Below are 23,235 nucleotides of genomic sequence, written 5' to 3'. Positions count from 1 at the left end.
AAAACTGCGACATAATGCAAATCTTTCGCATTATGTGTAAAGACTGTTCTTGAAAATATTTCTTATTCGCACAAGGGCGCAATCCACCCTGCACGAGCGAGGCGCGACGGATACCCGATCACAAAATAGCGGCGTTGCTGCGCTGGGCTTGCTTCAAGTAAGCGCCCAACTCCCGCGCCGGCAGTGGCTTGCTGTAGAAGTAGCCCTGACCTTCGTGGCAGCCTTCGGAGATGATGTACGTTTCCTGTTCGGCAGTTTCCACACCTTCGGCGATCACCTGCATGCCCAGGCTCTTGCCCAATTGGATGATGGCGCGAACGATGGTTGCATCGTCGTCGTCATCGAGCAGGTCCTGAACGAAGCTCTTGTCGATCTTGATCTTGTCCAGAGGCAGGCTTTTCAGGTAGCTCAGCGATGAATAGCCGGTTCCGAAGTCATCGATGGCAATCAGCGCGCCGGAACGACGCAGGCTGAGCAGGTGCTGGGCGGCGGTGCTGATGTCTTCCATCAGGCCGGTTTCGGTGACTTCCAGTTCCAGGCTGCGCGGTGGCAGGCGGTACATCTGCAGCAGGTTGTTGACCACCCGCGGCAGCTCGGCGTGGTGCAATTGCACCGTGGACAGGTTCACCGCCATGCGCAAGTCGCTGAAGCCCTGGTCATGCCAGTCGCGCAGTTGCTTGCAGGCCTGATCCAGCACCCACTCCCCGATGGCGATGATGGTACCGTTCTGCTCGGCCAGTGGAATGAACAAGTCTGGCGGTACCAGTCCGTGCTCCGGATGTTGCCAGCGGATCAACGCCTCGACGCCCACCACGCGATGATCGCGGTAGCTGATTTGCGGTTGATAGACGAGGTAGAACTGGTCGCGGACCAAGGCGTCGCGCAAGTCTTTCTCCAGTTCGCGACGGCGACGCATTTCAGTGTCGACGCTGGCGATATAGAACTGATAGCGGTTACGCGATCGAGTCTTGGCCAGGGTCATGGTCTGCTCGGCTTTTTGCAGCAGCTTCTCGGTACTGTCTCCGTCCTCCGGGAACAGGGTGATGCCGATAGTGGCCCGCAGGCGAATTTCCTGATGATCGAGGGCAAACGTCGCTTCCAGGTCATCGAGGATGCTTTGCGCCAGTTCAGCGGCTTCGTAGGGTTGTTCGATATCGGCCTGAACCAGGGCGAACTGGTCACCACCCAGACGGGCCAGGGCGCCGAGGCGACCGCTGTGCCCGCGCAGTCGATCGGCCAGGGCCAGCAGCAACTGGTCGCCGGTCTGGTAGCTGAACTGTTCGTTGATACCCTTGAAGTCATCGAGACCGACGCAAAGCACGGCGACCCGGCGCTGCAATTTGCCGGCGTCGACGAGGATCTTGTCCAGCTGCGTTTGCAATTGCTGGCGATTCGGCAGGCCAGTGAGGAAATCATATTGAGCCATGCGCAGCAGGCTGTTTTCCGCTTCGTGGCGCAGATGGGTGTTGCGCTCGATGGACTCCAGCAACTGGTTGGCGGTATTGATCCAGATGCCCAGCTCGTTTTTCTCGTGGCCTTTGAGTTGCGGAATCTTGTGTTCGCTGGGACGGTCGGGATTGATTTCGGTCAGGTGCTCGATAATCCGCGACAGGGGTTTGGTCAGCAGCCAGTGATAAACCAGATACAGCACCAATCCCATCGCCAGGGCCCGCAACACACCCGAAATGAAAATGATCACCGAACTGACGATAAAGCCTTGCCCGTAGGTGGCGGTGTCGAGGGTGATGCTCAGGTCGCCGTAGTACTCGCTGTAAGGGCCGCGACCCACCAGTTGGGTGGTGAAGGTGCGCTCCTTGCCCAGGATCAGATCAGTCAGCCAACGACTTTTGGAATGCTGCAACTCACGGGATTTTTGCGCGAGCATGGCTTCATTGGGATGACCAATGGAGGCTTGGCGCACAGCGTCGTCCTGAAACAGGCCTTCGATGACCTGCATGCCCATTTCCCGGTCCAGGCTGTAGACGGCCTGGGTCGAAGGGTCACGGAACATATCGAGGATGCGTTCGGCATCATTGGCGACGGCCTGGCGTGTTTTATAGGCATCGAAAACGATCTGTGCGCAGCTCAAGACTACGCCGACGACCAATGCCGACAGGAGCACGACCCGGAGCAACTTCACCGACAAGCTGTTCTTGAGTTCCAGCTTCAAAGGGCTATTCCTTGTTCCGTGCGGGTAGCATCAAGTTGCCATGAGTATTGGCAATCCCGTGATCGCAGTCAAAGGGACAATCATCTGTACGGGCTTTTTCCTGCAGTTTGGCCAATAGGTTATTGACTGGATTAATTGTCCGATTAGTACTGTGTCGGTTGTCGAGTCCTTCAACTTGAGGGGATGTGGAGATATTTTCCTACTGGTTGATGTTAGACGGCTGTAGCGTGGGGGCAAGGGGTCGAAGGATGGTTTCGTCGTGGGAACAGGGGCTGGTTCTTTTTGGATTGCGCGATTCGTCTGCAGGCGTCAGGTTTGCCCGCGAAAGCGGCCTGCCAGCTGACGATTACTGACCGACTCAACCACTCACGCAAAAAAAACCCGGCTGGAAAGCCGGGTCTTTTTGACGGGTATCGAGCTTACGCGGTGAAGGTTTTGCCTTCGAACTGCTCGGCTACGAACTTCCAGTTGACCAGGTTCCAGAACGCCTCGACGTACTTCGGACGCAGGTTACGGTAGTCGATGTAGTAAGCGTGCTCCCAGACGTCGCAGGTCAGCAGCGGGGTGTCGCCGTTGGTCAGCGGGTTGCCGGCGCCGATGGTGCTGGCCAGGGCCAGGGAACCGTCAGCCTTTTTCACCAGCCAGCCCCAACCGGAACCGAAGGTGCCGATGGACGTCTTGCTGAATTCTTCCTTGAACTTGTCGAACGAACCGAAAGCAGCGTTGATGGCTTCAGCCAGCGCGCCGGTAGGTTGACCGCCAGCGTTTGGCGCCAGGCAGTTCCAGTAGAAAGTGTGGTTCCAGACCTGAGCGGCGTTGTTGAAGATACCGCCCGAGGAAGACTTGACGATTTCTTCCAGGGTTTTGCCTTCGAACTCGGTGCCTGGCACCAGGTTGTTCAGGTTCACGACGTAGGTGTTGTGGTGCTTGTCGTGGTGATATTCCAGCGTTTCCTTGGAAATGTGCGGCTGCAGTGCATCGTGTGCGTAAGGCAGTGGCGGCAATTCGAAAGCCATGGTGGATCTCCTAATCAGGTCAGTTGCGGTGAGCGCAAGGCCGATCACGGGCGGCCAGACTAGCGCCGGGGGAGTTTGTACTCTTTGCGGCGCAGGCGTCGGATCATAGCACCGGGGGGACGGCATAACCACGCAACAACTGTGTGGAATAGAGGTTCCAGAGCCTTTTGGAATAAATCAGCCGGCGGTGATCAATTGCAACGCTACCGCAAACATCATGACGGCCACCAACAGGTCGAGGATGCGCCAGGTACTTGGACGAGCCAGCCAGGGCGCCAACCATGCCGCGCCGAGCGCCAGGGTGAAAAACCACAGCAACGAAGCACTCGCCGCCCCCACCACATAGGCACCGGGCTCTGTCTGCTGGGCGCCGAGGGAGCCAATCAGCAACACGGTATCCAGGTAGACGTGCGGGTTGAGCAGGGTCACGGCCAGCGCGCTGAGCATCACCGCTCGCAATGAGCGCACGGTCTGGTTTTCGCCCTGTTGCAGGCTTTGTTTGGCGCAGGCCCGGCGCAACGCCTGGGTGCCGTACCACAACAGAAACGCGGCACCACCCCAACGGGCGATGGCCAGCAAGGTCGGGTTTTGCGCCAGTATCGTCGCCAGGCCGAAAACCCCGGCGGCCACCAATAATGCATCGCAGGCCACGCAGAACGCCGCCACCGGGAGGTGGTGTTCACGACGCAGGCTCTGGGCCAGCACAAACGCATTCTGGGTACCGATCGCCATGATCAGACCGAAGGCCACCAGCAGGCCGTTCACATAGCTTTGCCACATAATGATTACTCCGCGTTGGCTGCCAGATCGCGCAGCACTTGCATGGCGCGTTCGGCATCGGCCTGGCCGACAAACAAATGGTCGTGGTAATAGCCGGCGATCACGTTGCAACTGATGCCGGCCTGGCCCAGTGCCGTGGCGAACGCGGCGGTCAGACCGACAGCTTCGAGGGCCGAGTGCACGTTCAAGGTGATCCAGGCCGCGACGTAGTCGAAACTGAAGCCCGCCTGTTCGGCGTGGCGGCGTTCGAGAATCACGGTCAGGCCTTCCTGCTCGCGGAAGCTGCCGATGATGTCCAGGCCCGCCGGCCATTGGCCGTCATGCAAGGTGCAGAACACGTACTCGCCGGCATTGAGTTGCGGGCTCATGCTGCGCAGCAGTGTTGCCAATGAAGTTTCGCCAGCCATGTGGGTGTTCCTTGTTCAAGCGTTCTTGCTGGCCATTCTCCCGTGCCAGGTTGTATAAGAAAAACCAATCTTGCTGATCGCCCATTAGGAAAACTGATGTTCGACTATAAATTGCTTTCTGCCCTCGCCGCTGTGGTCGAGCAAGCCGGGTTCGAGCGTGCCGCCCAGGTCTTGGGTTTGTCGCAGTCGGCGATCTCCCAACGCATCAAATTGCTCGAGGCGCGGGTCGGCCAACCGGTGTTGGTCCGGGGCACACCGCCCACTCCCACGGAAATTGGCCGGCGTTTGCTCAACCATGTGCAGCAGGTGCGTTTGCTTGAGCGTGATTTGCAGACGCTGGTGCCGGCGCTGGACGAAGAAGGCCTGCCGGAGCGCCTGCGTATCGCCTTGAATGCCGACAGCCTGGCCACTTGGTGGGCGCAAGCCGTCGGGGATTTTTGTGCGGAACAACATCTATTGATGGATCTGGTGGTTGAAGACCAGACCGTAGGTCTAAAGCGCATGCGCGCAGGCGAAGTGGCCGCATGCCTCTGTGCCAGCGAGCGGCCGGTGGCGGGCGCCCGCAGCGTGTTGCTGGGGGCGATGCGCTACCGCGCGCTGGCCAGTCCGGCCTTCATTGCCCGGCATTTTCCCCAGGGTGTGCGCGCCGATCAGTTGGCCCGGACGCCGGCGCTGGTGTTTGGCCCGGATGATTTCCTGCAGCATCGATACCTGGCGTCTCTCGGCGTCGATGGTGGATTCGAACACCATTTATGCCCGTCCTCTGAAGGGTTTATCCGCCTCACCGAAGCGGGCCTCGGCTGGGGACTGGTGCCCGAATTGCAGGTTCGCGAACAGCTGGAGCGCGGTGCGTTGCTGGAGCTTTTGCCAGATAAACCGATCGACGTGCCGCTGTACTGGCATCATTGGCGCAATGGCGGTCAATTGCTGGGGCTTCTTACCGATCAATTGGTGCGCGCGTCGAAACAATGGCTGGTGCCGTTGGACTGACGGGCAGCGTCAAGACCTCTCGCAATACGCAAAACGAAATATTCGGAGCAATACATGAAGATTCTGGTCACCGGCGCAAGCGGTTTCATCGGCGGACGCTTTGCGCGTTTTGCCCTGGAGCAGGGCCTGGATGTGCGGGTCAACGGTCGCCGGGCCGAAGGTGTGGAGCATCTGGTGCGGCGCGGCGCCGAGTTCATCCAGGGCGATTTGAGTGATCCTGAACTGACGCGCGACCTGTGTTCCGACGTCGAGGCCGTGGTGCATTGCGCCGGCTCCGTCGGTTTGTGGGGACGTTATCAGGACTTTCACCAAGGTAACGTCCAGGTCACCGAAAACGTCGTCGAAGCCTGCCTGAAGCAGCGGGTCCGGCGGCTGGTGCATTTGTCGTCGCCGTCGATTTACTTCGATGGCCGCGATCACCTGGGGTTGACCGAAGAACAGGTGCCCAAACGCTTCAAGCATCCTTACGCCGCGACCAAATACCTGGCCGAGCAAAAGGTCTTCGGTGCCCAGGAATTCGGCCTCGAGACCCTGGCCCTGCGTCCGCGTTTCGTCACCGGTGCCGGTGACATGAGCATTTTCCCGCGCTTGCTGAACATGCAGCGCAAGGGGCGCCTGGCAATTATCGGCAACGGCCTGAACAAGGTCGATTTCACCAGCATGCAGAACCTCAACGAAGCGTTGCTCAGCAGTTTGCTGGCCAGCGGGTCCGCCCTGGGCAAGGCCTACAACATCAGCAACGGGACGCCGATTCCATTGTGGGACGTGGTTAATTACGTCATGCGTAAAATGGAAGTCCCACAAGTAACGCGCTACCGTTCCTACGGCCTGGCCTACACCGTCGCCGCGCTCAATGAGGCTGTGTGCAAGTTGTGGCCGGGGCGTCCCGAACCGACCCTGTCGCGGTTGGGCATGCAGGTCATGAACAAAAATTTCACCCTGGACATCAGCCGCGCCCGGCATTATCTGGATTACGACCCCAAGGTCAGTCTGTGGGCCGCGCTGGATGAGTTCTGCGGCTGGTGGAAGGCCCAGGATATTCGCTGAGCAGCGCGGCACTGAACCGAGCCGGGGGGTGAAGGTCAATCGGTGCGGCAGTGAAGGTTATACTCGCCGCATCCAGCTATCACCGCGTTTCACAAAGGTTGACTCAATGTCCATGCGTAACGATGCCAACGATGACTTCGACGATGTACCGAGCCTGCGCGCCGACAGCCTCGACGACGATGATTTTCCGGTCACCACGCGTACTTCCGTGCACTCACGGCCCGTGCCGGTAGTGCAGGCCAAAGGCCCGAGCACCGGGCCGTTGTGGGCATTGGTCGGGGCTTTGTTCTTTGCGTTCGCGGGCTTGGCCTGGTGGAGCTTTCAGCAGATTTCGCTGATGGAGCAGCAATTGGTGGCCACCCAGGAAAGCTTCGCCCGCATCAGTGAGGAAGCGGCGGGGCGCCTGCAGGATATTTCCGGCAAGGTGGTGGCCAGTCAGACCAACGTCACCAGCGACAGCGAAGCCCTGAAGCTGCAAATCAAACAGCTGGAAAGCAAGCTGCAGGATCAGAGTCAGCAACAACAAGGCGTCGCGGGCCAGACCTCGGATCTGGACAAGCGCCTGGCGCAGATGACGGCACAAACCACCGATCTGGATAAGCGCCTGGCGCAAATCAGCGCGCAGAGCACTGAGCACCAAACCGCCAATACGCAATTGCAGGCTCAGGTCAAAGTCTTGATCAGCGACGTGGCCGCGTTGAAGAGTGCTCCGGCAGACACGGAAAAATTCGATGCACAGCTGAAAAGCCTCGGCGCCGACATCACCGCACTGAAGAAACAAGGCAATCCGAGCGCCGCCATCGATCGATTGGAGCAGGAGATCGTGGTGCTCAAAAGCGAACAGGACAATCGCCCGACGCCTGTCCAAGGCTCGACCAACACTGCCGAATTCGATGCTTTCCGCAGCCAGGTCACTCGCAATATCAATACCCTTCAGGCGCAGATCCAGAACCTGCAGCAGCAACTGCGCGCCCGCCAGTAATAGACCTGCACATGAACACTTGTGGCGAGGGAGCTTGCTCCCGCCCCAATCCGTTCACTGCGCATCCTGAATATTCGTGCATGGCCCCAACCCGTCTACGCTCTTGAAACACGATCAAGAACGAGGGATGCGCAATGGGGTTTCTGCACAAATTGGCCTTGCTGGGCAGCATGCTTTTGCTGTGCCTGGGCCAGGTTCAAGCCGCCAACACCGAAAAATCTGACAGTCAGGCCGCCATCGCCTTACTGGAAAAAGCCCTGGCCTATTACCACGAGAATGGCGACAAGGCCTTCGCGGCGTTCAGCCGTCAGGGCGAGTTTGTCGATAAGGACCGATATGTCTTTGTACTGGATACCAAGGGCGTGATGCTCGCCAGCGGCGGGCCATCTTCGGCGCTGATCGGCCGGGACGTATCGGAAACCCTCGGACCGGATTTGCAGAAAACCTTCAAGGACGCGCTGAAAGTGCCTGAAGGCAATGGCATCCAGCAGGCGGAATACCGCTGGCAGAACTGGGCCGATGGCAAGATCGAGCGCAAGCACGTCTACTACCAGCGTGTCGGCCAGCGGATTCTGGCGGTCGGGTATTACCTGCCACGGGCGTCAGCGGAACAGGCCATGGCACTGCTGAACAAAGCCGCGGCCGATCTGGCCAAGGACGAGAAGGGCACCCTGAGCGCCATCAACTCCCTCAAGGGCGGTTATTTGCAGGATGACCTGTATGTGTTTGTCGTCGACCTGAATACCCGGCGTTACATCGCCCACGGCACCAACCTGCGCTTGATCAACACCGATTTCAGCAAGATCAGCGACCCTGAAGGCAAGCCGGTGGGCGAGCCAATGCTGGCGCTCATGGCCGGGCAGGATTACGGCGAATACGACTATCGTTGGAAAAACCCGGTCACCGGCAAGGTCGAGGACAAGCATGCCTACCTGAAGAAGGTCGGGCATTTTCTGGTGGCTGTGGGGTATTACAGCCCTTGAAGATGTTGTGTCTGTCATGACGCCATCGTCGGAACGCCGCCCGGAGCAAGCTCGCTCCCACACTGAATCCCGGTGAACACACATTTGTGTACACCAGAAAGCATTGTGGGAGCGAGCTTGCTCGCGATAACAGGCGACTCGGTCCATCTACCGAACCTTGTCTTCCCGCCCGCGCAACAACATGTTCGGCATGACAATCGCCGCCGCCAGCCCCAGCAACGACACTGCAGCGCTGACCATCAATAAATGCCGAAACGTCAGCAGCAGTTCGGCACGCAGAGCGTTTTGTGTATCCCCCGCTGCAGCGTTCAAACCGTCCAGCAGTACATTCCCCGAATGACCTTCGGCGATCAGCGACGAGCCGGCCAGGTGCGCGAAACTCGAATCCTGCAGCAACGCCAGCAGCAGCGCCGACATCACAGAAACGCCCACCGCGCCGCCCAGCGACCGGAACAGGTTGGTGGTGCTGGTGGCGACGCCTATGTCGCGTTGTTCCACTGAGTTCTGTGTGCCCACCAGTGACGTCGGGAACTGCATCCCCCCGGCGATGCCACTGAGTAACATGAACAGGCTGCTGAGCAAAAACGCCTGGGGCGGGCTGAATGCCATGCCGAGAATCGAGATCGGCATCAGCACGGCGCCGGTCAGGATCATCGGTTTGTAGCGTCCGGTCACAGACGTACGGCGGCCGGCGAAATAGGCACCGATCGGCATACCCATGGCCAGCGGCAGCAGGTGCAGGGCCGCGCTGTCGGCCCCGGCCCCGGTCACGCTCTGAAAGCGCAGGGGCATCAGCACGATCAACGAGATCGCCTGGAAACTGGTGAAGAAAATCGTGCACCAGCACAGGACCGCATTGCGATTGGCGAACAGATGCATGGGCAGCAACGGTTCCTGTGCCCGTCGTTCACAGGCCACGAACAAGCCCAGCACGAACACCGCGCAACCGAGCAGGGCCAGCACTTCGACGCTGCGCCATGAATGACCCTGGCCAACCAGGGTAATGCCCAGCAGCAACGCCGTCAGCCCGATGATCATCAGCAGGGTGCCGAGGTAATCGATGACCGGTTTGCGTTGCGGTATCGGCAAGCCCACCAGGGTGCGATTGGCCACCAGCCAGGCACCCAGGCCCAGCGGCAAGTTGATCAGGAACACCCAGCGCCAGGACAGGTATTCAGTCATGTAGCCGCCCAGCACCGGACCGGCCACGCTGGCCACGGCGTACATGCTGCTGAAATAACCCTGATAGCGACCGCGTTCCCGTGGCGGCACGATGTCGCCGATGATCGCCTGGCTGACCGAGATCATGCCGCCGGCGCCGACGCCTTGAAAAATCCGCGCCAGCACCAGTTGTTCCATGCTCTGGGCCATGCCGCAGAACAACGACGCCAGGGTGAACAGGCCCATGCCGAAGAGCATCAACTTGCGACGCCCGTACAAGTCGCCGAGTTTGCCGTAGATCGGCACCGCAACCGTCATCGCCACCATGTACCCGGAAATCACCCAGGCCAGCAGACTGACGTCCTTGAATTGCGCGGAAATGGCCGGCATCGACACGGCGACGATGGTTTGGTCCAGGGCGCCGAGGAAAATCGCCAGCATCAGGGCGATCAATACGCTGCGGATAGCCGGCTTGGGCGTTTCAGGCTGTTTGAGATTGGTCACGAAGAAAACCTGCGGGCAGTGATAACCCGCCAGTGGCAAGGCGAGCGGGGGTGCTCGCCAGTTTAAATCGATAGCAGGCTATTCGATAGCCCTCGACTGCCGCGCCACGTCACGGAAGCCATCGCACCCGGCGACCTGACGAGCGGCCATCAGGTCGCGGATGACCTCGGTCTGGCCTTGGATCATCAGTTTTTCCGCCAGTCAGGGCGTGCAGATCGATATGCACCTGGCGTCCGTAGAGGGCCTGTTCGAAGCCACCGTGGATCAATTCCTCAGTGCCCATGCGCGGACTCCGCCGTCCTGGCGCAACAGCTCTAAGCTGCCTTGTTCAAGGACCCGGCGCGGATTCGCCCGAGCATATAGTCCGGGCTCTGACGTTCGAGAACGAGGGTGTCGATGCCGGCGTTGTGCAGCCATTGACCGAGCAGCAGACCGGAAGGACCGGCGCCAATGATGGCAACTTGGGTTTCAGGGTTTTCATTGTTTTTATGACTCCCAAGCAGCACACGGCCAGGGTCGCTGAGCGAGTTTTATGGATCGAGTGCTTGCATTTTTCACTTGCGGGTCTGTCAATTGAGGGTGAAAACTGAGCCGATACCTGTGCATTCTGCCAATCGGTGCGATTATCGTCCGTCATCTATTTCGAGGCCTGGATTGAAGTGATGAACAAGCCTGACCTGCCTTCGATTCCGGTGTTCAAGCTCTACGGTGAAAGCCTGAATTGGCCGACCCCGGACTTGCTGCACTGTGAAACCATTTCCAAACGCAGTCGCGAACATCAATGGGAAATCAAACCCCATCGCCACCCGGATCTATGCCAGTTGCTCTTCGTGTTCAAAGGTCAGGCAGAGCTTGAAATCGAAGGCAAACGTACGCAACTGAGCGAGCCGGCGATCCTGGTCCTGCCGCCGTTATCCGTGCATGGCTATCGTTTCTCCGAAGATATCGAAGGGTTCGTCGTGACCCTGGCCGCGCCGTTGATCGCCCACCTGCAGGCGCAACTGGGGCATTCGGGGAATGCGCTGGCCCAGGCCGAGAGCTACCCGGCGGGTGAAAACAGCGAGTACCTCAACAGCTTGTTTTCGGCCTTGCAAGCCGAATACACAGGGCACCAACCGGCGCGGGAAATGCTGATGCATTCGCTGGTCAGCGTGATCATGGTATGGGTCAGCCGTCAGGTGATTCAGCGTCGTTCAGCCTCGCAGCGGCCGCAACGTGCGCGGGAGTACCTCAACGGGTTCATCCAACTGGTGGAAGAGACTTATCGCCAGCATGTCAAAGTCGAGGATCTGGCCCATCGGCTGGGGATTTCCGTGTCCCACCTCAACGGCACCTGTCGGGAGCTGGCCGGCCAGCCGGCGTTGCAAATCATGCACGAACGCCAATTGCTGGAGGCCAAGCGCTTGCTGACCTATACCAGCATGACCATTTACGAAATGTCCGACGTGTTGGGGTTCTCGGATCCGACCAACTTCACACGCCTGTTCCGACGCCGGGTGGGGATCTCGCCCAAGGCCTTCCGCGACCGCTTGAAGGCCGATCAGGGCAACGAGGCCTGATCCCCTTTGTCAGCGGAGGGCATTGAGGGTCGCGTTGTGTGGAATGCACCGCTCGAAGTTGCAACTGGCGTATTCACGGGGCAGGTTGCGTAACTGCTCGACCCGCCAGGCCGCAGCGCCATAGAGCCCGAGCGTGACCGCGCAGGTGATGAAAATGGCGAGGTATCTTCTTGTTTTGATGTTCATGGCGTTGACCTCTGAACGAATACCTTCCGGTATTACTTTGAGCATAGGTCAGTGCCACTGAGTTGCCAGTGATGCCATGTTCGCTTGTAACCCGATATTCAGAGCGCTGATTTGCCCTGGTGGGAGCGAGCTTGCTCGCGATGGCGGCTGAACGTTCAACGATGATGTCGATTGATCCACCGCTATCGCAAGCAAGCTCGCTCCCACAGGGTTGCAGTTACAGGCCGATATCCCACACCGGTTCTTCAGGGAACCTCACCACCAGAAAATCCAGCAGGCTGCGCAATGCCGCCGGCATGTGCTTGCGCGAGGCGTACACCGCGTACACGTTCATCTGTCGCGGTTCGGCCCTTGGCAACAGGCGGACCAGCTCGCCGCTGTGAATGTGCACGCCAGCCTGATAAGTCGGCAGCATCGCCACTCCGGCACCGGCCATCGCCGCGCGCATGAGTGTGCTGGCTTCGTTGGCGCTGATGTTGCCCTGCACGGGTACCGAGACCTCTTCGCCGTCCTGCTCGAAATGCCACAGGCTTTTGCCGAAGTAGGAATGGGTCAGGCAATTGTGCTGGCTCAAGTCCTCGACCCATTGCGGCGCCGGGTGCTCGCGCAGGTAAGCAGGAGAGGCGCAGATCACCGAGCGGCAGACGGTCAGTCGGCGGGCGATCAAATTGGGGTCCAGATCATTGCTGGTGCGAATCGCCAGATCGATGCGCTCATCGACCAGGTTCACGGTGCGATCAAGCATCTGCATGTCGATGCTCACGCCGGGGTAGCGCTTGACGTACGCCGCCATGGCATCGGCCAGTTGCGCCTGACCGAATGAAGTACTGACGCTGACCCGCAGCAGGCCGCGCGGTGCTTCGTCCGGTTCGCTGACGGCGGCCTGCATGTCGCTGGACAAGTCGAGCATTTGCCGGCAGCGGGGCAGGATTTCGCTACCGGCCGCCGTCAGGCTCAACTTGCGTGTGGTGCGGTGCATCAAGCGCGCGCCGACCCAGTCTTCCAGCTCGGCCAGATACCGGGACACCACCGGCCGGGATAGCTCCAGGTGATCGGCGGCGGCCGACTGGCTACCGAGGTCGACCACCGTAACGAACACCCGCATTGCTTGTAGACGATCCATGATTTGCCCGATTTCAGAAATAAACTATGTTCCAGCATCGCATTTTTTGTACTGAACCAGGCAACTAAGCTCTGTTCCCTGCAGGAGCGAGCTTGCTCGCTCCTGCAGGGGACCACTACAGCCATTGGATACGGAGCAACAGATGATCGGTTTCACCACGCTCAAACGCGTTTTGCTGGCGACCACCGCTCTCGGTTTCGCCGCTCACGCCGCTGCGTCGACATTGACCCTGGATGTCTACAACCCCGGCGAAAAGGCCATTTTTCCGGTGACATCGGTACTGGTCAGCGGTGAGAAAGAGGCCATTCTGGTGGACGCCCAATTCGGCAAGTCCCAGGCCGAACAGGTGGTGGAAAAAATCCGCGCCAGCGGCAAGCAACTGACCACCATCTACATCAGTCACGGCGACCCGGACTATTACTTCGGCCTCGACACCCTGACCGCTGCATTCCCCAAAGCCAAGGTGCTCGCTTCCCGGCCGACCGTTGATCACATCAAGCACACCGTCGACGGCAAGCTGGCCTTCTGGGGCCCGAAAATGGGTGCCGACGTACCGGCTAAAACCATCGTGCCGGATGTGCTGAAGGGCGACAGCCTGATGCTCGAAGGGCAGAAACTGCAGGTGGTCGGTCTTGAGGGCAAGCAACCGGATCGCAGCTTTGTGTGGATTCCATCGATCAAGGCCGTGGTCGGTGGCGTGGTCGTGGCAGAAAACATTCACCTGTGGATGGCTGACACCCAAACCCCGCAGTCCCATGCCGATTGGTTGACTACGCTGCACTCGATCGAAACCCTGAAACCGAAAACCGTCATCCCGGGTCATTACCTCGGTGACAGCGCCCGCTCCCTGGCGGCGGTGCAATTCACTGCCGATTACATCAAGGCCTTCGACGAAGAAACCGCCAGGGCCAAGGATGCGGCCGCACTGATTGCCGCGATGAAAAAACGCTTCCCGAGACTGGGTGACGAAAGCTCCCTGGCGTTGAGCGCCAAGGTCGCCAAGGGCGAGATGAAGTGGGGTGAATGAGATTTTGTGATGACCGCCACATAAACATTTTTGTCGCTACAGATACACCTCAAGCCAACTGGAGAACGTCATGAGCAAAATCGCAATCATCGGGGCCACCGGTCGTGCCGGTAGCCAGCTATTGGAAGAAGCCCTGCGCCGTGGTCACAGTGTCACCGCCATCGCCCGCGATACCTCGAAGATCGGCCAGCGTGCCGGCGTGGTCAGCCAGAATGTCGATGCCCTCGACAGTGCTGCGTTGCAAGCCGCAGTGGCGGGTCATGACCTGGTGATCAGCGCCGCGCATTTCGCCACGCTGCCTGCCAGTGCCGTCATCGGGCCGGTGAAAAAGGCCGGGGTCAATCGCCTGTTGGTGGTGGGCGGTGCCGGGTCTTTGTTGTTGCCGGATGGCACCCGGGTGATCGATAGCCAGGGCTTCCCGGCCGAGTACAAGGCAGAAGCCGGGGCGGGTGCCGAGTTTCTGGAGAGCCTGCGTCAGGAACAGGATCTGGACTGGACCTTTTTGTCGCCGTCGGCAGAGTTTGTCGAAGGTCAGCGCACGGGAAAATTCCGGATCGGCAAGGATGATTTGCTGGTGAGCAGCGAAGGGCGCAGCTGGATCACATTCGCTGACTTTGCCATCGCAATGCTGGATGAAGTGGAAGCGCCGAAACACATTCGCCAGCGGTTTACCGTCGGGTATTGAACTGACTGTCTCTGTGGGAGCGAGCTTGCTCGCTCCCACAGAGGTATCACGCTACGACTCCTGGCTTTCAGCGACTCTGCGCCTGCTCCACCAACCACCCCGTCAGCTCGCGTAATTTCGCCGAAGGTCCGGGTTTTTCGGGGGAGACCAGGTAATACGCCAAGCCTGTCTTTACGATCAGATCGAAAGGCATGACCAGCCGCCCGGCGCTCAGGTCATCGCCAATCAGCGACCAGTCGCCGATCGCCACACCGGTTCCCTGTGACGCCATCGACATCGCCAGGTCCAGCGTTTCGAAATGCTGGCCCTTGCTCACATTGCTCAAGCGAACATCCGCCGAGGCCAGCCAGGCCTTCCAGTCCCGTTCATCCCGGGTCGGGTGCAGCAGCATGTGCTGTTCCAGATCCTTCGGCGTGTGCAACGGCACCGGGCCTTCGAGCAATGGCTTGGAGCACACCGGTGTCAGTCGTTCTTCGAACAGGCGTTGCGACACCAGCGAAACCTCCGGCGGCGCGCCATACATCACGGCCGCGTCGAATTGCTCGCGATGAAAATCCACGCCGTGCTTGACCGTGGTAGTCAGTTCGACCGGCACGTCCGGGCGTTCTTTCTGCCACTGCAACAGCCGTGGCAACAGCCAGCGCATGACGCACGTCGGGGCCTTGAGTCGCAGGGTTTCGCGCTTCTCGCCGATCTGCTCCACCGCTTCGTCGATCAGGCCGAAAATCTGCCGGACACGTGGCAGCCATTCCCGTCCTTCGGCGGTGAGGTCGAGGCCGCGGGCCTGGCGGATGAACAGTTCATAACCCAGGTGATCCTCCAGCCCGGCAATCTGCCGGCTCACTGCGCCCTGAGTGATGTGCAGTTGCTCGGCGGCCCGGGTGAAGTTGCAGCACTGCGCGGTAATCAAAAATGTGTACAGCGCCGGCAGGGGAGGCAGTCGTTTCATTCGGATCCAAGGTATGACGTGAGGACATGGCTAGTATGATTTTTTATCCATTGTTGCGGCTATGTGTCGCCCGTTCCAATGAGGCCATCCCTGGACCTGCGAATCCATCATAAACACTGCGCAGGCCCGGCGTCTCAAACGAATAAAAAGGGCAATGACATGGCGACGTGTGGCGAAGTACTGGTCAAGTTACTCGAAGGTTACGGGGTGGAGCAGGTGTTCGGCATCCCCGGGGTTCATACCGTGGAGCTGTATCGCGGGCTGGCCCGTTCGAGCATCAACCACGTCACGCCGCGTCACGAACAGGGCGCCGGTTTCATGGCCGACGGCTATGCCCGCACCCGCGGCAAACCGGGCGTGTGCTTCATCATCACCGGCCCTGGCATGACCAACATCACCACGGCGATGGGCCAGGCCTATGCCGACTCGATCCCGATGCTGGTGATCTCCAGCGTGCAATCGCGCAACCAGTTGGGCGGCGGTCGCGGCAAGCTGCATGAGCTGCCGAACCAGAGCGCCTTGTGCGCCGGTGTCGCGGCGTTCTCCCACACCCTGATGTCGGCCTCGGAATTGCCAGGTGTTCTGGCCCGGGCGTTTGCGCTGTTCCAGGCCGGTCGTCCGCGCCCGGTGCACATTGAAATTCCGCTGGATGTTCTGGTGGAAGAAGCCGACGACCTACTGGCCAGCGTCCCGGTGAACATCGACCGCGCCGGGGCCTCGCCGACTGCGGTGTCGCGCATGACCGACCTGCTGGCGGGCGCCAAGCGTCCGCTGATTCTCGCCGGTGGCGGCGCCATCGACGCCGCCGCCGAGCTGACTGAACTGGCTGAGCTGCTGGACGCGCCCGTCGCCCTGACCATTAATGCCAAGGGCATGCTGGAATCCGGTCACCCGCTGCTGATCGGTTCGACCCAAAGCCTGGTCGCCACTCGCGCGCTGGTCGCCGAGGCCGACGTGGTGCTGGCCATCGGAACTGAACTGGCCGAGACCGACTACGACGTTACCTTCGCCGGTGGCTTCGAAATTCCCGGCAAGCTGCTGCGTGTCGACATCGACCCGGACCAGACCGTGCGCAACTACCCGCCGCACATGGCCCTTGTGTCCGACTCGCGCAACGCCGCGCAAGCCCTGTTGAGCGCGCTGTCGCACAAGTCCCTGGCCGAGCGCCGCAACGATTGGGGCCAGGTGCGTGCCGCCCGCCTGCGCGAAGAACTGGCGGCCTCCTGGGATGCGCCGACCCTGGTCCAGACCCGTTTCCTCGAAACCGTTTTGCACGAATTGCCGAATGCGGTGTTCGTTGGCGATTCGACCCAACCGGTGTACACCGGCAACCTGACGTTCAACCCGCAGCGCCCGCGTCGCTGGTTCAACTCGTCCACCGGCTACGGCACCCTCGGTTACGCCTTGCCGGCGGCGATTGGCGCCTGGTTGGGCGGCAGTATTGAAGGTGGCGCACGTCCGCCGGTGGTGTGCCTGATCGGCGACGGTGGCCTGCAATTCACCCTGCCGGAACTGGCCAGCGCCGTTGAAGCGCGCACCCCGGTGATCGTGCTGCTGTGGAACAACCAGGGCTACGAAGAGATCAAGAAATACATGGTCAACCGCGCCATCGAGCCGGTCGGCGTGGACATCTACACCCCGGACTTCATCGCTGTGGCCAAGGCCCTGGGCTGTGCCGCCGAAGCAGTCAGCGGCGTCGAGCAACTGCGTGGCGCCTTGCGCGCAGCCTCGGACCGTCAAGGCCCGACCCTGATCGAAATCGATCAGGCTGCCTGGACCAAGGCGGTGTCGAAATGAGCGTTGCCTTGACCTTACCCACCACGTTGGATGGCCTGTTCATCGACGGCCAATGGTCCGCCAGCAGCGAACACCTGCGGGTGATCAACCCGGCAACCGAAGCCCTGTTGACCACGGTGAAGGGCGGTGACGAGCGCGCTGTCGAGCAAGCCGTCAGCGCCGCGACCAGGGCTTTCGCCGATTGGTCGAAAACCACCGGTGCCGAGCGCGGCGCGATCCTGCGCAAAATCGCCGCCGGCGTGCAGGCCGGTCGTGAGCACTTGATGCGTTTGCAATCCCTCAACAACGGCAAGCCACAGTTCGAAGCGGCCATCGACGTCGATGACGTGATCGCCACGTTCGAGTATTACGCCGATCTGGCCGAAGGCCTCGACGCAAAACAGGACAGCGCCGTTGAACTGCCGAGCGAAGATTTCCGCGCTCGTCTGCGCCGCGAACCTTGCGGCGTGGTCGGCCTGATCGTGCCGTGGAATTTCCCGATGGTCACCACGGCCTGGAAACTGGCGCCGGCCCTGGCTGCCGGTTGCTGCGTGGTGCTCAAGCCTTCGGAAGTGACGCCGCTGCCGGAGCTGGAACTGGCGGCAATCATTGCCGAAGCTGGCTTGCCCGCCGGTGTGTTCAACCTGGTGTGCGGCACGGGGCTGGCGGTTGGCGCGCCGCTGTCGGCGGACCCGCGCATCGCCAAGGTGTCGTTCACCGGCAGTAACGCGGTAGGCGTACAGGTCATGCAGCGCGCGGCAGAAACCGTCAAAGGCGTGAGCCTGGAACTGGGCGGCAAATCCTCGTTGCTGGTGCTGGCCGATGCCGATATCGACCTGGCCGTGGAAGTCGCCTGTGGCGGCGGTTTCTTCAACGCCGGGCAAATGTGTTCGGCCACCAGCCGCGTGCTGGTCGCCGACGAACTGGCCGATGAATTCCTGACTCGATTGAAAGCCCGTGCCGAAGCGATTCGCGTGGCAGACCCGTTCGACCCGAACGTGGAAATGGGCGCGCTGGTCAATCAAGCGCAATACCAGCGCGTGCTAAGCCACATCGACCGCGGTTTGAGTACCGGTGCCAAGCTGATTTGCGGCGGCAATCGCCCGGCGGATCTGCCGCGCGGATATTTTTTGCAGCCGACAATTTTCACCGAAGTGCCCCTCGACAGTGCGCTGTGGTGTGAAGAGATATTCGGCCCGGTGATTGGCGTGCGCAGCTTTGCCAGCGAAGCCGAAGCGATTGCCCTGGCCAATGACAGTCAGTTCGGTCTGGTCGCCAGCGTGGTGACGCGCAATGCCGAGACGGCGGATCGCGTCGCCAACGCTTTGCAAGCGGGGCTTGTGTGGATCAACGCACCCCAGGTGATCTTCCCGCAGACCGCCTGGGGTGGCTACAAACAGAGCAGCATCGGTCGCGAATTGGGCCCGTGGGGCTTGCAGGCTTTCCAGGAAATCAAGCACGTGATTCGAGCCGTCTGACGACGATTATTGTGGGAGCGAGCCTGCTCGCGATGGACGTCAAGGATGACGCGGAGCGCCTGAGTTTACGCGCCGCCCGTGCACCTATCGCGAGCAAGCTCGCTCCTACTTGAGGCATGTGCTGGCGTCATGGCTTCAATGAGTTTTTATCGATAGTCAGCGGTTTTACACAACCTCAGGATGAACTCACTGGTTCAACCAACCCCCCCGAAAATAGAGGGGAAAACGCTGATCCAGTCGCGCGGATGCAATAGCTTCGACCTGCCTTATACCTAAAAAAACAAAGGGAGTCCGTAATGGGCGAGCATGATCTGAACAGACGTCAATTCATCAAGACCGTGGGCGTAGCCTCGGTTGCTGCGGCGGCCATGAGCCTGCCGTTCGTCAAGGCCAATGCCAGTGATACCCGTTTTCAGGGCAAGACCCTGCGTCTGTTGACCTGGTCCGACGACACAGGCCTGGCCGCACTGCGCAACATCGCCGCGACGTTCGAGGACAAATACGGCGTCAAGGTCATCGCTGACCGCACCGGCAGTACCTCGGAAATGGTCGCCAAACTCAAGGCCGGCGGTGATCGTCCGCAATACGACATCATCACCCTGGCAGGCGTCGGCGCCGAAGGTCTGGCCGCCGCCAACCTGCTGGAAAAACCCGACCTCAACCGCATTCCCAACATTGTTGATGTACCGGAAAAGTATCGCACCGGCGCCAATGGCCACGGTATCGGTTACCTGCTCTGGTGCAATAGCCTGGTCTACAGCACTCGCACGCAGAAGGAAGCTCCGGACAGCTACGCCGCCCTGTGGGATGCCGAGCTGGCACCGAACATCTTCCTGCCGCCGCCGAACTGGACCGAGGCCATGGACCTGATCATCATCGCCGCCAAACTGGCCGGTGGTGACGAACACAACATCGAGCCGGGCTTCAAGAAACTCGCCGAGCTCAAGGACCGTGTGGTGACCCTGGGTGAAAACCCGAACCAGATCGCCGAACTGTTCCGCACCGGTTCGCTGGACATGGGGGGGCTGTACGCGCCTGCGTTTTTCCCGAAACAGATCCGCGACAGCAACTACGGCCTGGGCGCCACCTTCGGCATGAAGGAAGGTTTCTACACCGACCTGATGCTCTCGGTGATGCCAAAGAATCGCCCCGGCGACACCGACCTGGCCTACGCCTTCATCAACCATTCTCTGGACCCGCTGGTACAGGGCAAGATGGCCGAAGACATCTACAACGGCCCGGTCAACGCCAAGGCGATCATCTCCGCCGAAGCGCGCAAGAGCCCGTACATCCTTACGCCGGAGCAGATTGCCGAGAAGGCGATCATGCACGACAACGCCTTCCTGGCCACCGTGCATGACCAATGGATTCGTCGTTACACGGAAATCTTTTCTTCCTGATCTGTAGGAGCGAGCTTGCTCCGGGCGGCGTTCCGACGATGGGCGCATGGACGACACGGGCTGTCTGATGCCCCGCGTTATCGTTAACGTCCATCGCGAGCAGGCTCGCTCCTACAAGGGATCGGGTTGATGCCCCATGTCCGTGTGCCATTTGATCCTCCATTGACGAGACCTTTGCTATGGAACACCAACCTCTGACCCATCCGGTGAGTGCTGCTCCCGCGCGCACTGATCGGGGTGTTTCGCCGACGACGCGCGCCTGGCTGTTTCTATCGCCGTCGATGCTGTTTCTGGGCGTGCTGATTGCCGCCAGCCTGTTGGTCCTGCGCATGAGCGTGGGCACCAAGGGCGCGGAATGGAGCGGGTTCAGCCTGGCCAGCTACGCGCAATTGCTGGAACCCTACTACCTCAAATCCCTGCTGCTGACCCTGCGCCTGGCGCTGATCAGCGCGGTGATCGCGGTCGTGCTGGCGATCCCGGTGGCTTACACCATGTCGCGCCTGAGCTCGCCGTTCGTGCGCCGGATTTTCCTCGCGGCGGTGCTGCTGCCCTTGCTGGTCAACCTGCTGCTGCAAAGCTACGGCTGGCTGGTGATTCTCGGCCCGGGCGGGATGCTCAACCAGACGTTGATGGGCCTGGGCCTGATCAAGCGTCCGATCATGCTGCTCTACAACCAGAACGGCGTGTTGATGGGCCTGGTGCAAACTGCCTTCCCGCTGGCCGTGTTGCCGATCGCCAGCGCCATGCGCGGCGTTGCCCGCAGTTACGAAGAGGCCGCCGCCACCCTTGGCGCCAGTCGTTTCCAGGTGTTCCGCCAGGTGGTGTTGCCGATGAGCCTGCCGGGGATCATCACCGGTGCGACCCTGGTGTTCGCCTATAACGCCAGCAGCTTCGTGGTGCCGCTGCTGCTCGGTGGCCGTCGCGTGCCGATGCTGGCGGTGATGGTGCATGACCAGATCGCGCCGCTGATGAACTGGCCCGCCGCGTCCGCTGCCGGTGTGGTGCTGATCGTCACCACGCTCGCCATCATGACGTTGTCCGAATACATCACTGGCCGTCGTCGGCGCAGACTGGAGGCTTCGCAATGAGTACCCTGATCAAAAAGCGCCAGTCGCTGTTGCCGGGAGAGACCGGCAAGTTCGCAGGCATACTGTCCGGCTTCATTCTGTTGCTGGCGGTGTTACCGATCCTGACCATGATCGTCATGTCCTTCAGTGGCGCGTCGAACCTCGACTTCCCGCCGAGCAGCTACAGCCTGCAATGGTACAAGGCCGCCTGGCACACCTTCGTTTCGCCGGACGCCAGCGACGTGCTGAGCCTGGGCAAAGCCATGACCACCAGCCTGATGGTGTCGTGTCTGACCATGGTCTTCGCGACGCTGATCGCGGTGCCGGCGGCGTACGCACTGACCCGTTGCGAATTCCGCGGCAAAGCCGTGGCGCTGCAACTGATGTCGCTGCCGCTGGTGTTCCCGATGGTGGTGTTGGGCCTGGCGTTGCTGCTGGTGTTCGACAGCCTGCCGTTCCAGATGACCACCTCGCGCCTGGTGATTGCCCACGTGATCCTGGCGTTGCCGTTCGTAGTGAAGAACTGCACCGCCGCCATGCTCTCCATCGGCAGCGAAGTCGAAGAGGCTGCGCAAATGCTTGGCGCTTCACCGCTGCGGGCGATCGTCGATGTGGTGGTGCCGTTGATGAAGTCGGGGATTCTGGCGGGCATGCTGCTGGCGTTCATCGTCTCGTTCAACGAATTCACCGTGACCTATTTCCTCTACACCATCGACGTCATGACCGTGCCGATCTGGATGTACAGCCGCACCGTGTCTTCGCTCGACCCAACCGTATTTTCGTTTGCCGTGCTGATCGTGCTGATCGACTTCGTCCTTATCTGGGCGCTGGAGAAGCTGGTGGGCGAGGGCGGCGTTTCCTTTTGATTTGAGGTGCAACATGACTGGTCTGATTCTGGAAAACGTCGAGAAATTCTATGGCTCGGCTTGCGCGGTACAGGACGTCAATCTGCATTTGCCCGAGGGCAAGCTGGTGTGTTTCCTCGGCCCGTCGGGTTGCGGCAAAACCACGTTGCTGCGGATGATTGCCGGTCTTGAAACCCTGACTGGCGGTGAGATTCGCCTGGACGGCGAAGACATCGGCCAAACCCCGGCGCACTTGCGCAATTTCGGCATGGTGTTCCAGTCCCTGGCCCTGTTCCCGCACATGACGGTGGGGGAGAACATTGCTTACCCGCTGAAACTGCGCGGGGTCAGCAAGGCTGACCAGCAGGCGCGAGTGGTGGAGTTGCTGGAGTTGATCCAGCTGCAACAGATGATTGATCGCCCGGTGGCCAAACTCTCCGGCGGGCAGCGGCAGCGCGTGGCGATTGCCCGGGCGATTGCCAGTCACCCGAAAATCCTTTTGCTCGACGAACCGCTGTCGGCACTCGATGCCAAGCTGCGCGAGTCGATGCAGGTGGAAATCCGTCAACTGCAACAACGGCTGAACATCACCACCATCATGGTGACTCACGACCAGCGTGAGGCCATGACCATGGCTGATATTGTCGTCGTGCTGGGTGAGCATCGGGTGCAGCAGGTCGGTACGCCGATCGAAATCTACCGGCACCCGGCCAACGAATTCGTCGCCGACTTTATCGGTTCGGGCAACATCTTCCCGGCCACGGCGCTGGGCAATGGCAAGATCAGCCTGCCGGGCGGCGATGCGCTGCAAGTGCCGATCTGCAGCAGCATTGTGGTCGGTGAGAAAGTGAAGATGCTGATTCGCCCGGAAGACCTGCAACTGTCGGCGCCGCAGGCGACGGCGGGCAATCGGTTGTTGGGCAAGGTGACGTTCGTGCGGGATATCGGCGCGACCATCGAAACCACGGTCGAGTGTTCCGGGGTGACGTTCACGGCGCTGAGCACGCCGTGCCAGGGCTTTGGCTTGAGCGTTGGGCATCCGGTGTCGGTGACCTTGCCGGCGGAGGCGTGCAGGGTGCTGGGAGCCTGATCCGGATTGG

The 23,235-nt window shown here is 60.5% G+C and carries 21 protein-coding genes and 1 pseudogene; 13 read left to right on the top strand and 9 right to left on the bottom strand.

Annotation, left to right across the window (positions count from 1 at the left end):
- Window positions 1-118 precede the first annotated feature (118 nt).
- From JQF37_RS08770 to JQF37_RS08755, 4 genes are all read right to left on the bottom strand, one after another.
- Window positions 119-2,170, bottom strand: coding sequence for a bifunctional diguanylate cyclase/phosphodiesterase (locus tag JQF37_RS08770; RefSeq protein ID WP_130204499.1), 2,052 nt, complete (start codon window positions 2,168-2,170; stop codon window positions 119-121).
- Window positions 2,171-2,589: 419 nt separating this feature from the next.
- Window positions 2,590-3,186 carry a Fe-Mn family superoxide dismutase gene (locus JQF37_RS08765; RefSeq protein ID WP_008156084.1) on the bottom strand — a complete coding sequence of 199 codons (597 nt, stop codon included), beginning with the start codon at window positions 3,184-3,186 and terminating at the stop codon, window positions 2,590-2,592.
- Window positions 3,187-3,363: 177 nt separating this feature from the next.
- Window positions 3,364-3,966, bottom strand: coding sequence for a LysE/ArgO family amino acid transporter (locus JQF37_RS08760; RefSeq protein ID WP_130204501.1), 603 nt, complete (start codon window positions 3,964-3,966; stop codon window positions 3,364-3,366).
- A gap of 5 nt (window positions 3,967-3,971) precedes the next feature.
- Window positions 3,972-4,373, bottom strand: a complete 402-nt coding sequence (locus JQF37_RS08755) for an ACT domain-containing protein (protein WP_198132540.1) — start codon at window positions 4,371-4,373, stop codon at window positions 3,972-3,974.
- A gap of 96 nt (window positions 4,374-4,469) precedes the next feature.
- Here JQF37_RS08755 and JQF37_RS08750 point away from each other — a divergent pair, with 96 nt between their 5' ends.
- From JQF37_RS08750 to JQF37_RS08735, 4 genes are all read left to right on the top strand, one after another.
- Entirely contained in the window at window positions 4,470-5,363 is an 894-nt protein-coding gene (locus JQF37_RS08750) for a LysR family transcriptional regulator ArgP (RefSeq protein WP_130204505.1), read from the top strand.
- A 54-nt stretch (window positions 5,364-5,417) separates the two neighbouring features.
- Window positions 5,418-6,410, top strand: coding sequence for an NAD(P)-dependent oxidoreductase (locus JQF37_RS08745; protein ID WP_130204507.1), 993 nt, complete (start codon window positions 5,418-5,420; stop codon window positions 6,408-6,410).
- Between the two features lie 106 nt (window positions 6,411-6,516).
- The gene (locus JQF37_RS08740; RefSeq protein ID WP_130204509.1) at window positions 6,517-7,392 is read left to right on the top strand and encodes an ATPase; all 876 of its coding nucleotides are present in this window, start codon (window positions 6,517-6,519) and stop codon (window positions 7,390-7,392) included.
- A 134-nt stretch (window positions 7,393-7,526) separates the two neighbouring features.
- Window positions 7,527-8,375, top strand: coding sequence for a cache domain-containing protein (locus JQF37_RS08735; protein WP_130204511.1), 849 nt, complete (start codon window positions 7,527-7,529; stop codon window positions 8,373-8,375).
- 147 nt (window positions 8,376-8,522) lie between these two features.
- Here JQF37_RS08735 and JQF37_RS08730 read toward each other — a convergent pair whose 3' ends face one another.
- Window positions 8,523-10,040 (bottom strand): MDR family MFS transporter, encoded by a 1,518-nt coding sequence (locus JQF37_RS08730; RefSeq protein WP_130204513.1) that lies wholly within the window; start codon window positions 10,038-10,040, stop codon window positions 8,523-8,525.
- A gap of 93 nt (window positions 10,041-10,133) precedes the next feature.
- Window positions 10,134-10,543: pseudogene (locus JQF37_RS08725) on the bottom strand (FAD-dependent monooxygenase); the annotation flags it as partial.
- 159 nt (window positions 10,544-10,702) lie between these two features.
- Here JQF37_RS08725 and JQF37_RS08720 point away from each other — a divergent pair.
- The gene (locus JQF37_RS08720; RefSeq protein ID WP_130204515.1) at window positions 10,703-11,599 is read left to right on the top strand and encodes a helix-turn-helix domain-containing protein; all 897 of its coding nucleotides are present in this window, start codon (window positions 10,703-10,705) and stop codon (window positions 11,597-11,599) included.
- Window positions 11,600-11,608: 9 nt separating this feature from the next.
- On the opposite strand, the gene JQF37_RS08715 is transcribed toward JQF37_RS08720, so the two are convergent.
- Together JQF37_RS08715 and JQF37_RS08710 are read right to left on the bottom strand one after the other, a co-directional pair.
- Window positions 11,609-11,830 carry a hypothetical protein gene (locus tag JQF37_RS08715; RefSeq protein WP_204149620.1) on the bottom strand — a complete coding sequence of 74 codons (222 nt, stop codon included), beginning with the start codon at window positions 11,828-11,830 and terminating at the stop codon, window positions 11,609-11,611.
- 172 nt (window positions 11,831-12,002) lie between these two features.
- Window positions 12,003-12,908 (bottom strand): LysR family transcriptional regulator, encoded by a 906-nt coding sequence (locus JQF37_RS08710; protein WP_204149617.1) that lies wholly within the window; start codon window positions 12,906-12,908, stop codon window positions 12,003-12,005.
- Window positions 12,909-13,050: 142 nt separating this feature from the next.
- Between JQF37_RS08710 and JQF37_RS08705 the strand changes: the two genes are divergently transcribed.
- Together JQF37_RS08705 and JQF37_RS08700 are read left to right on the top strand one after the other, a co-directional pair.
- Window positions 13,051-13,935 (top strand): MBL fold metallo-hydrolase, encoded by an 885-nt coding sequence (locus JQF37_RS08705; RefSeq protein WP_130204517.1) that lies wholly within the window; start codon window positions 13,051-13,053, stop codon window positions 13,933-13,935.
- Between the two features lie 70 nt (window positions 13,936-14,005).
- Entirely contained in the window at window positions 14,006-14,620 is a 615-nt protein-coding gene (locus JQF37_RS08700) for an NAD(P)-dependent oxidoreductase (RefSeq protein ID WP_130204519.1), read from the top strand.
- A 67-nt stretch (window positions 14,621-14,687) separates the two neighbouring features.
- On the opposite strand, the gene JQF37_RS08695 is transcribed toward JQF37_RS08700, so the two are convergent.
- Window positions 14,688-15,569: a LysR substrate-binding domain-containing protein gene (locus JQF37_RS08695; protein ID WP_130204521.1), complete on the bottom strand. Its 882-nt coding sequence runs from the start codon at window positions 15,567-15,569 to the stop codon at window positions 14,688-14,690.
- A gap of 159 nt (window positions 15,570-15,728) precedes the next feature.
- On the opposite strand from JQF37_RS08695, the gene JQF37_RS08690 reads away from it, so the two are divergent.
- From JQF37_RS08690 to JQF37_RS08665, 6 genes are all read left to right on the top strand, one after another.
- Entirely contained in the window at window positions 15,729-17,366 is a 1,638-nt protein-coding gene (locus JQF37_RS08690) for a 5-guanidino-2-oxopentanoate decarboxylase (protein WP_130204523.1), read from the top strand.
- Window positions 17,367-17,374: 8 nt separating this feature from the next.
- Window positions 17,375-18,823: an aldehyde dehydrogenase family protein gene (locus JQF37_RS08685; protein WP_130204631.1), complete on the top strand. Its 1,449-nt coding sequence runs from the start codon at window positions 17,375-17,377 to the stop codon at window positions 18,821-18,823.
- A 296-nt stretch (window positions 18,824-19,119) separates the two neighbouring features.
- Window positions 19,120-20,223 carry an ABC transporter substrate-binding protein gene (locus JQF37_RS08680; RefSeq protein ID WP_130204525.1) on the top strand — a complete coding sequence of 368 codons (1,104 nt, stop codon included), beginning with the start codon at window positions 19,120-19,122 and terminating at the stop codon, window positions 20,221-20,223.
- A 179-nt stretch (window positions 20,224-20,402) separates the two neighbouring features.
- On the top strand, window positions 20,403-21,311 hold the full coding sequence (locus tag JQF37_RS08675) for an ABC transporter permease (protein WP_130204529.1): 909 nt from the start codon (window positions 20,403-20,405) through the stop codon (window positions 21,309-21,311).
- Window positions 21,308-22,156, top strand: a complete 849-nt coding sequence (locus JQF37_RS08670; RefSeq protein WP_103403934.1) for an ABC transporter permease — start codon at window positions 21,308-21,310, stop codon at window positions 22,154-22,156. The genes JQF37_RS08675 and JQF37_RS08670 overlap by 4 nt, the downstream gene beginning before the upstream one ends.
- Window positions 22,157-22,169: 13 nt before the next feature.
- A complete protein-coding gene (locus JQF37_RS08665; protein ID WP_130204531.1) occupies window positions 22,170-23,225 on the top strand; it encodes an ABC transporter ATP-binding protein in 1,056 nt (351 codons plus the stop codon).
- Window positions 23,226-23,235: the final 10 nt, after the last annotated feature.

This window comes from Pseudomonas sp. MIL9, from assembly GCF_016887925.1.
GTDB lineage: Bacteria > Pseudomonadota > Gammaproteobacteria > Pseudomonadales > Pseudomonadaceae > Aquipseudomonas > Aquipseudomonas mohnii.
This window is presented reverse-complemented; position numbering and strand designations above follow the sequence as displayed.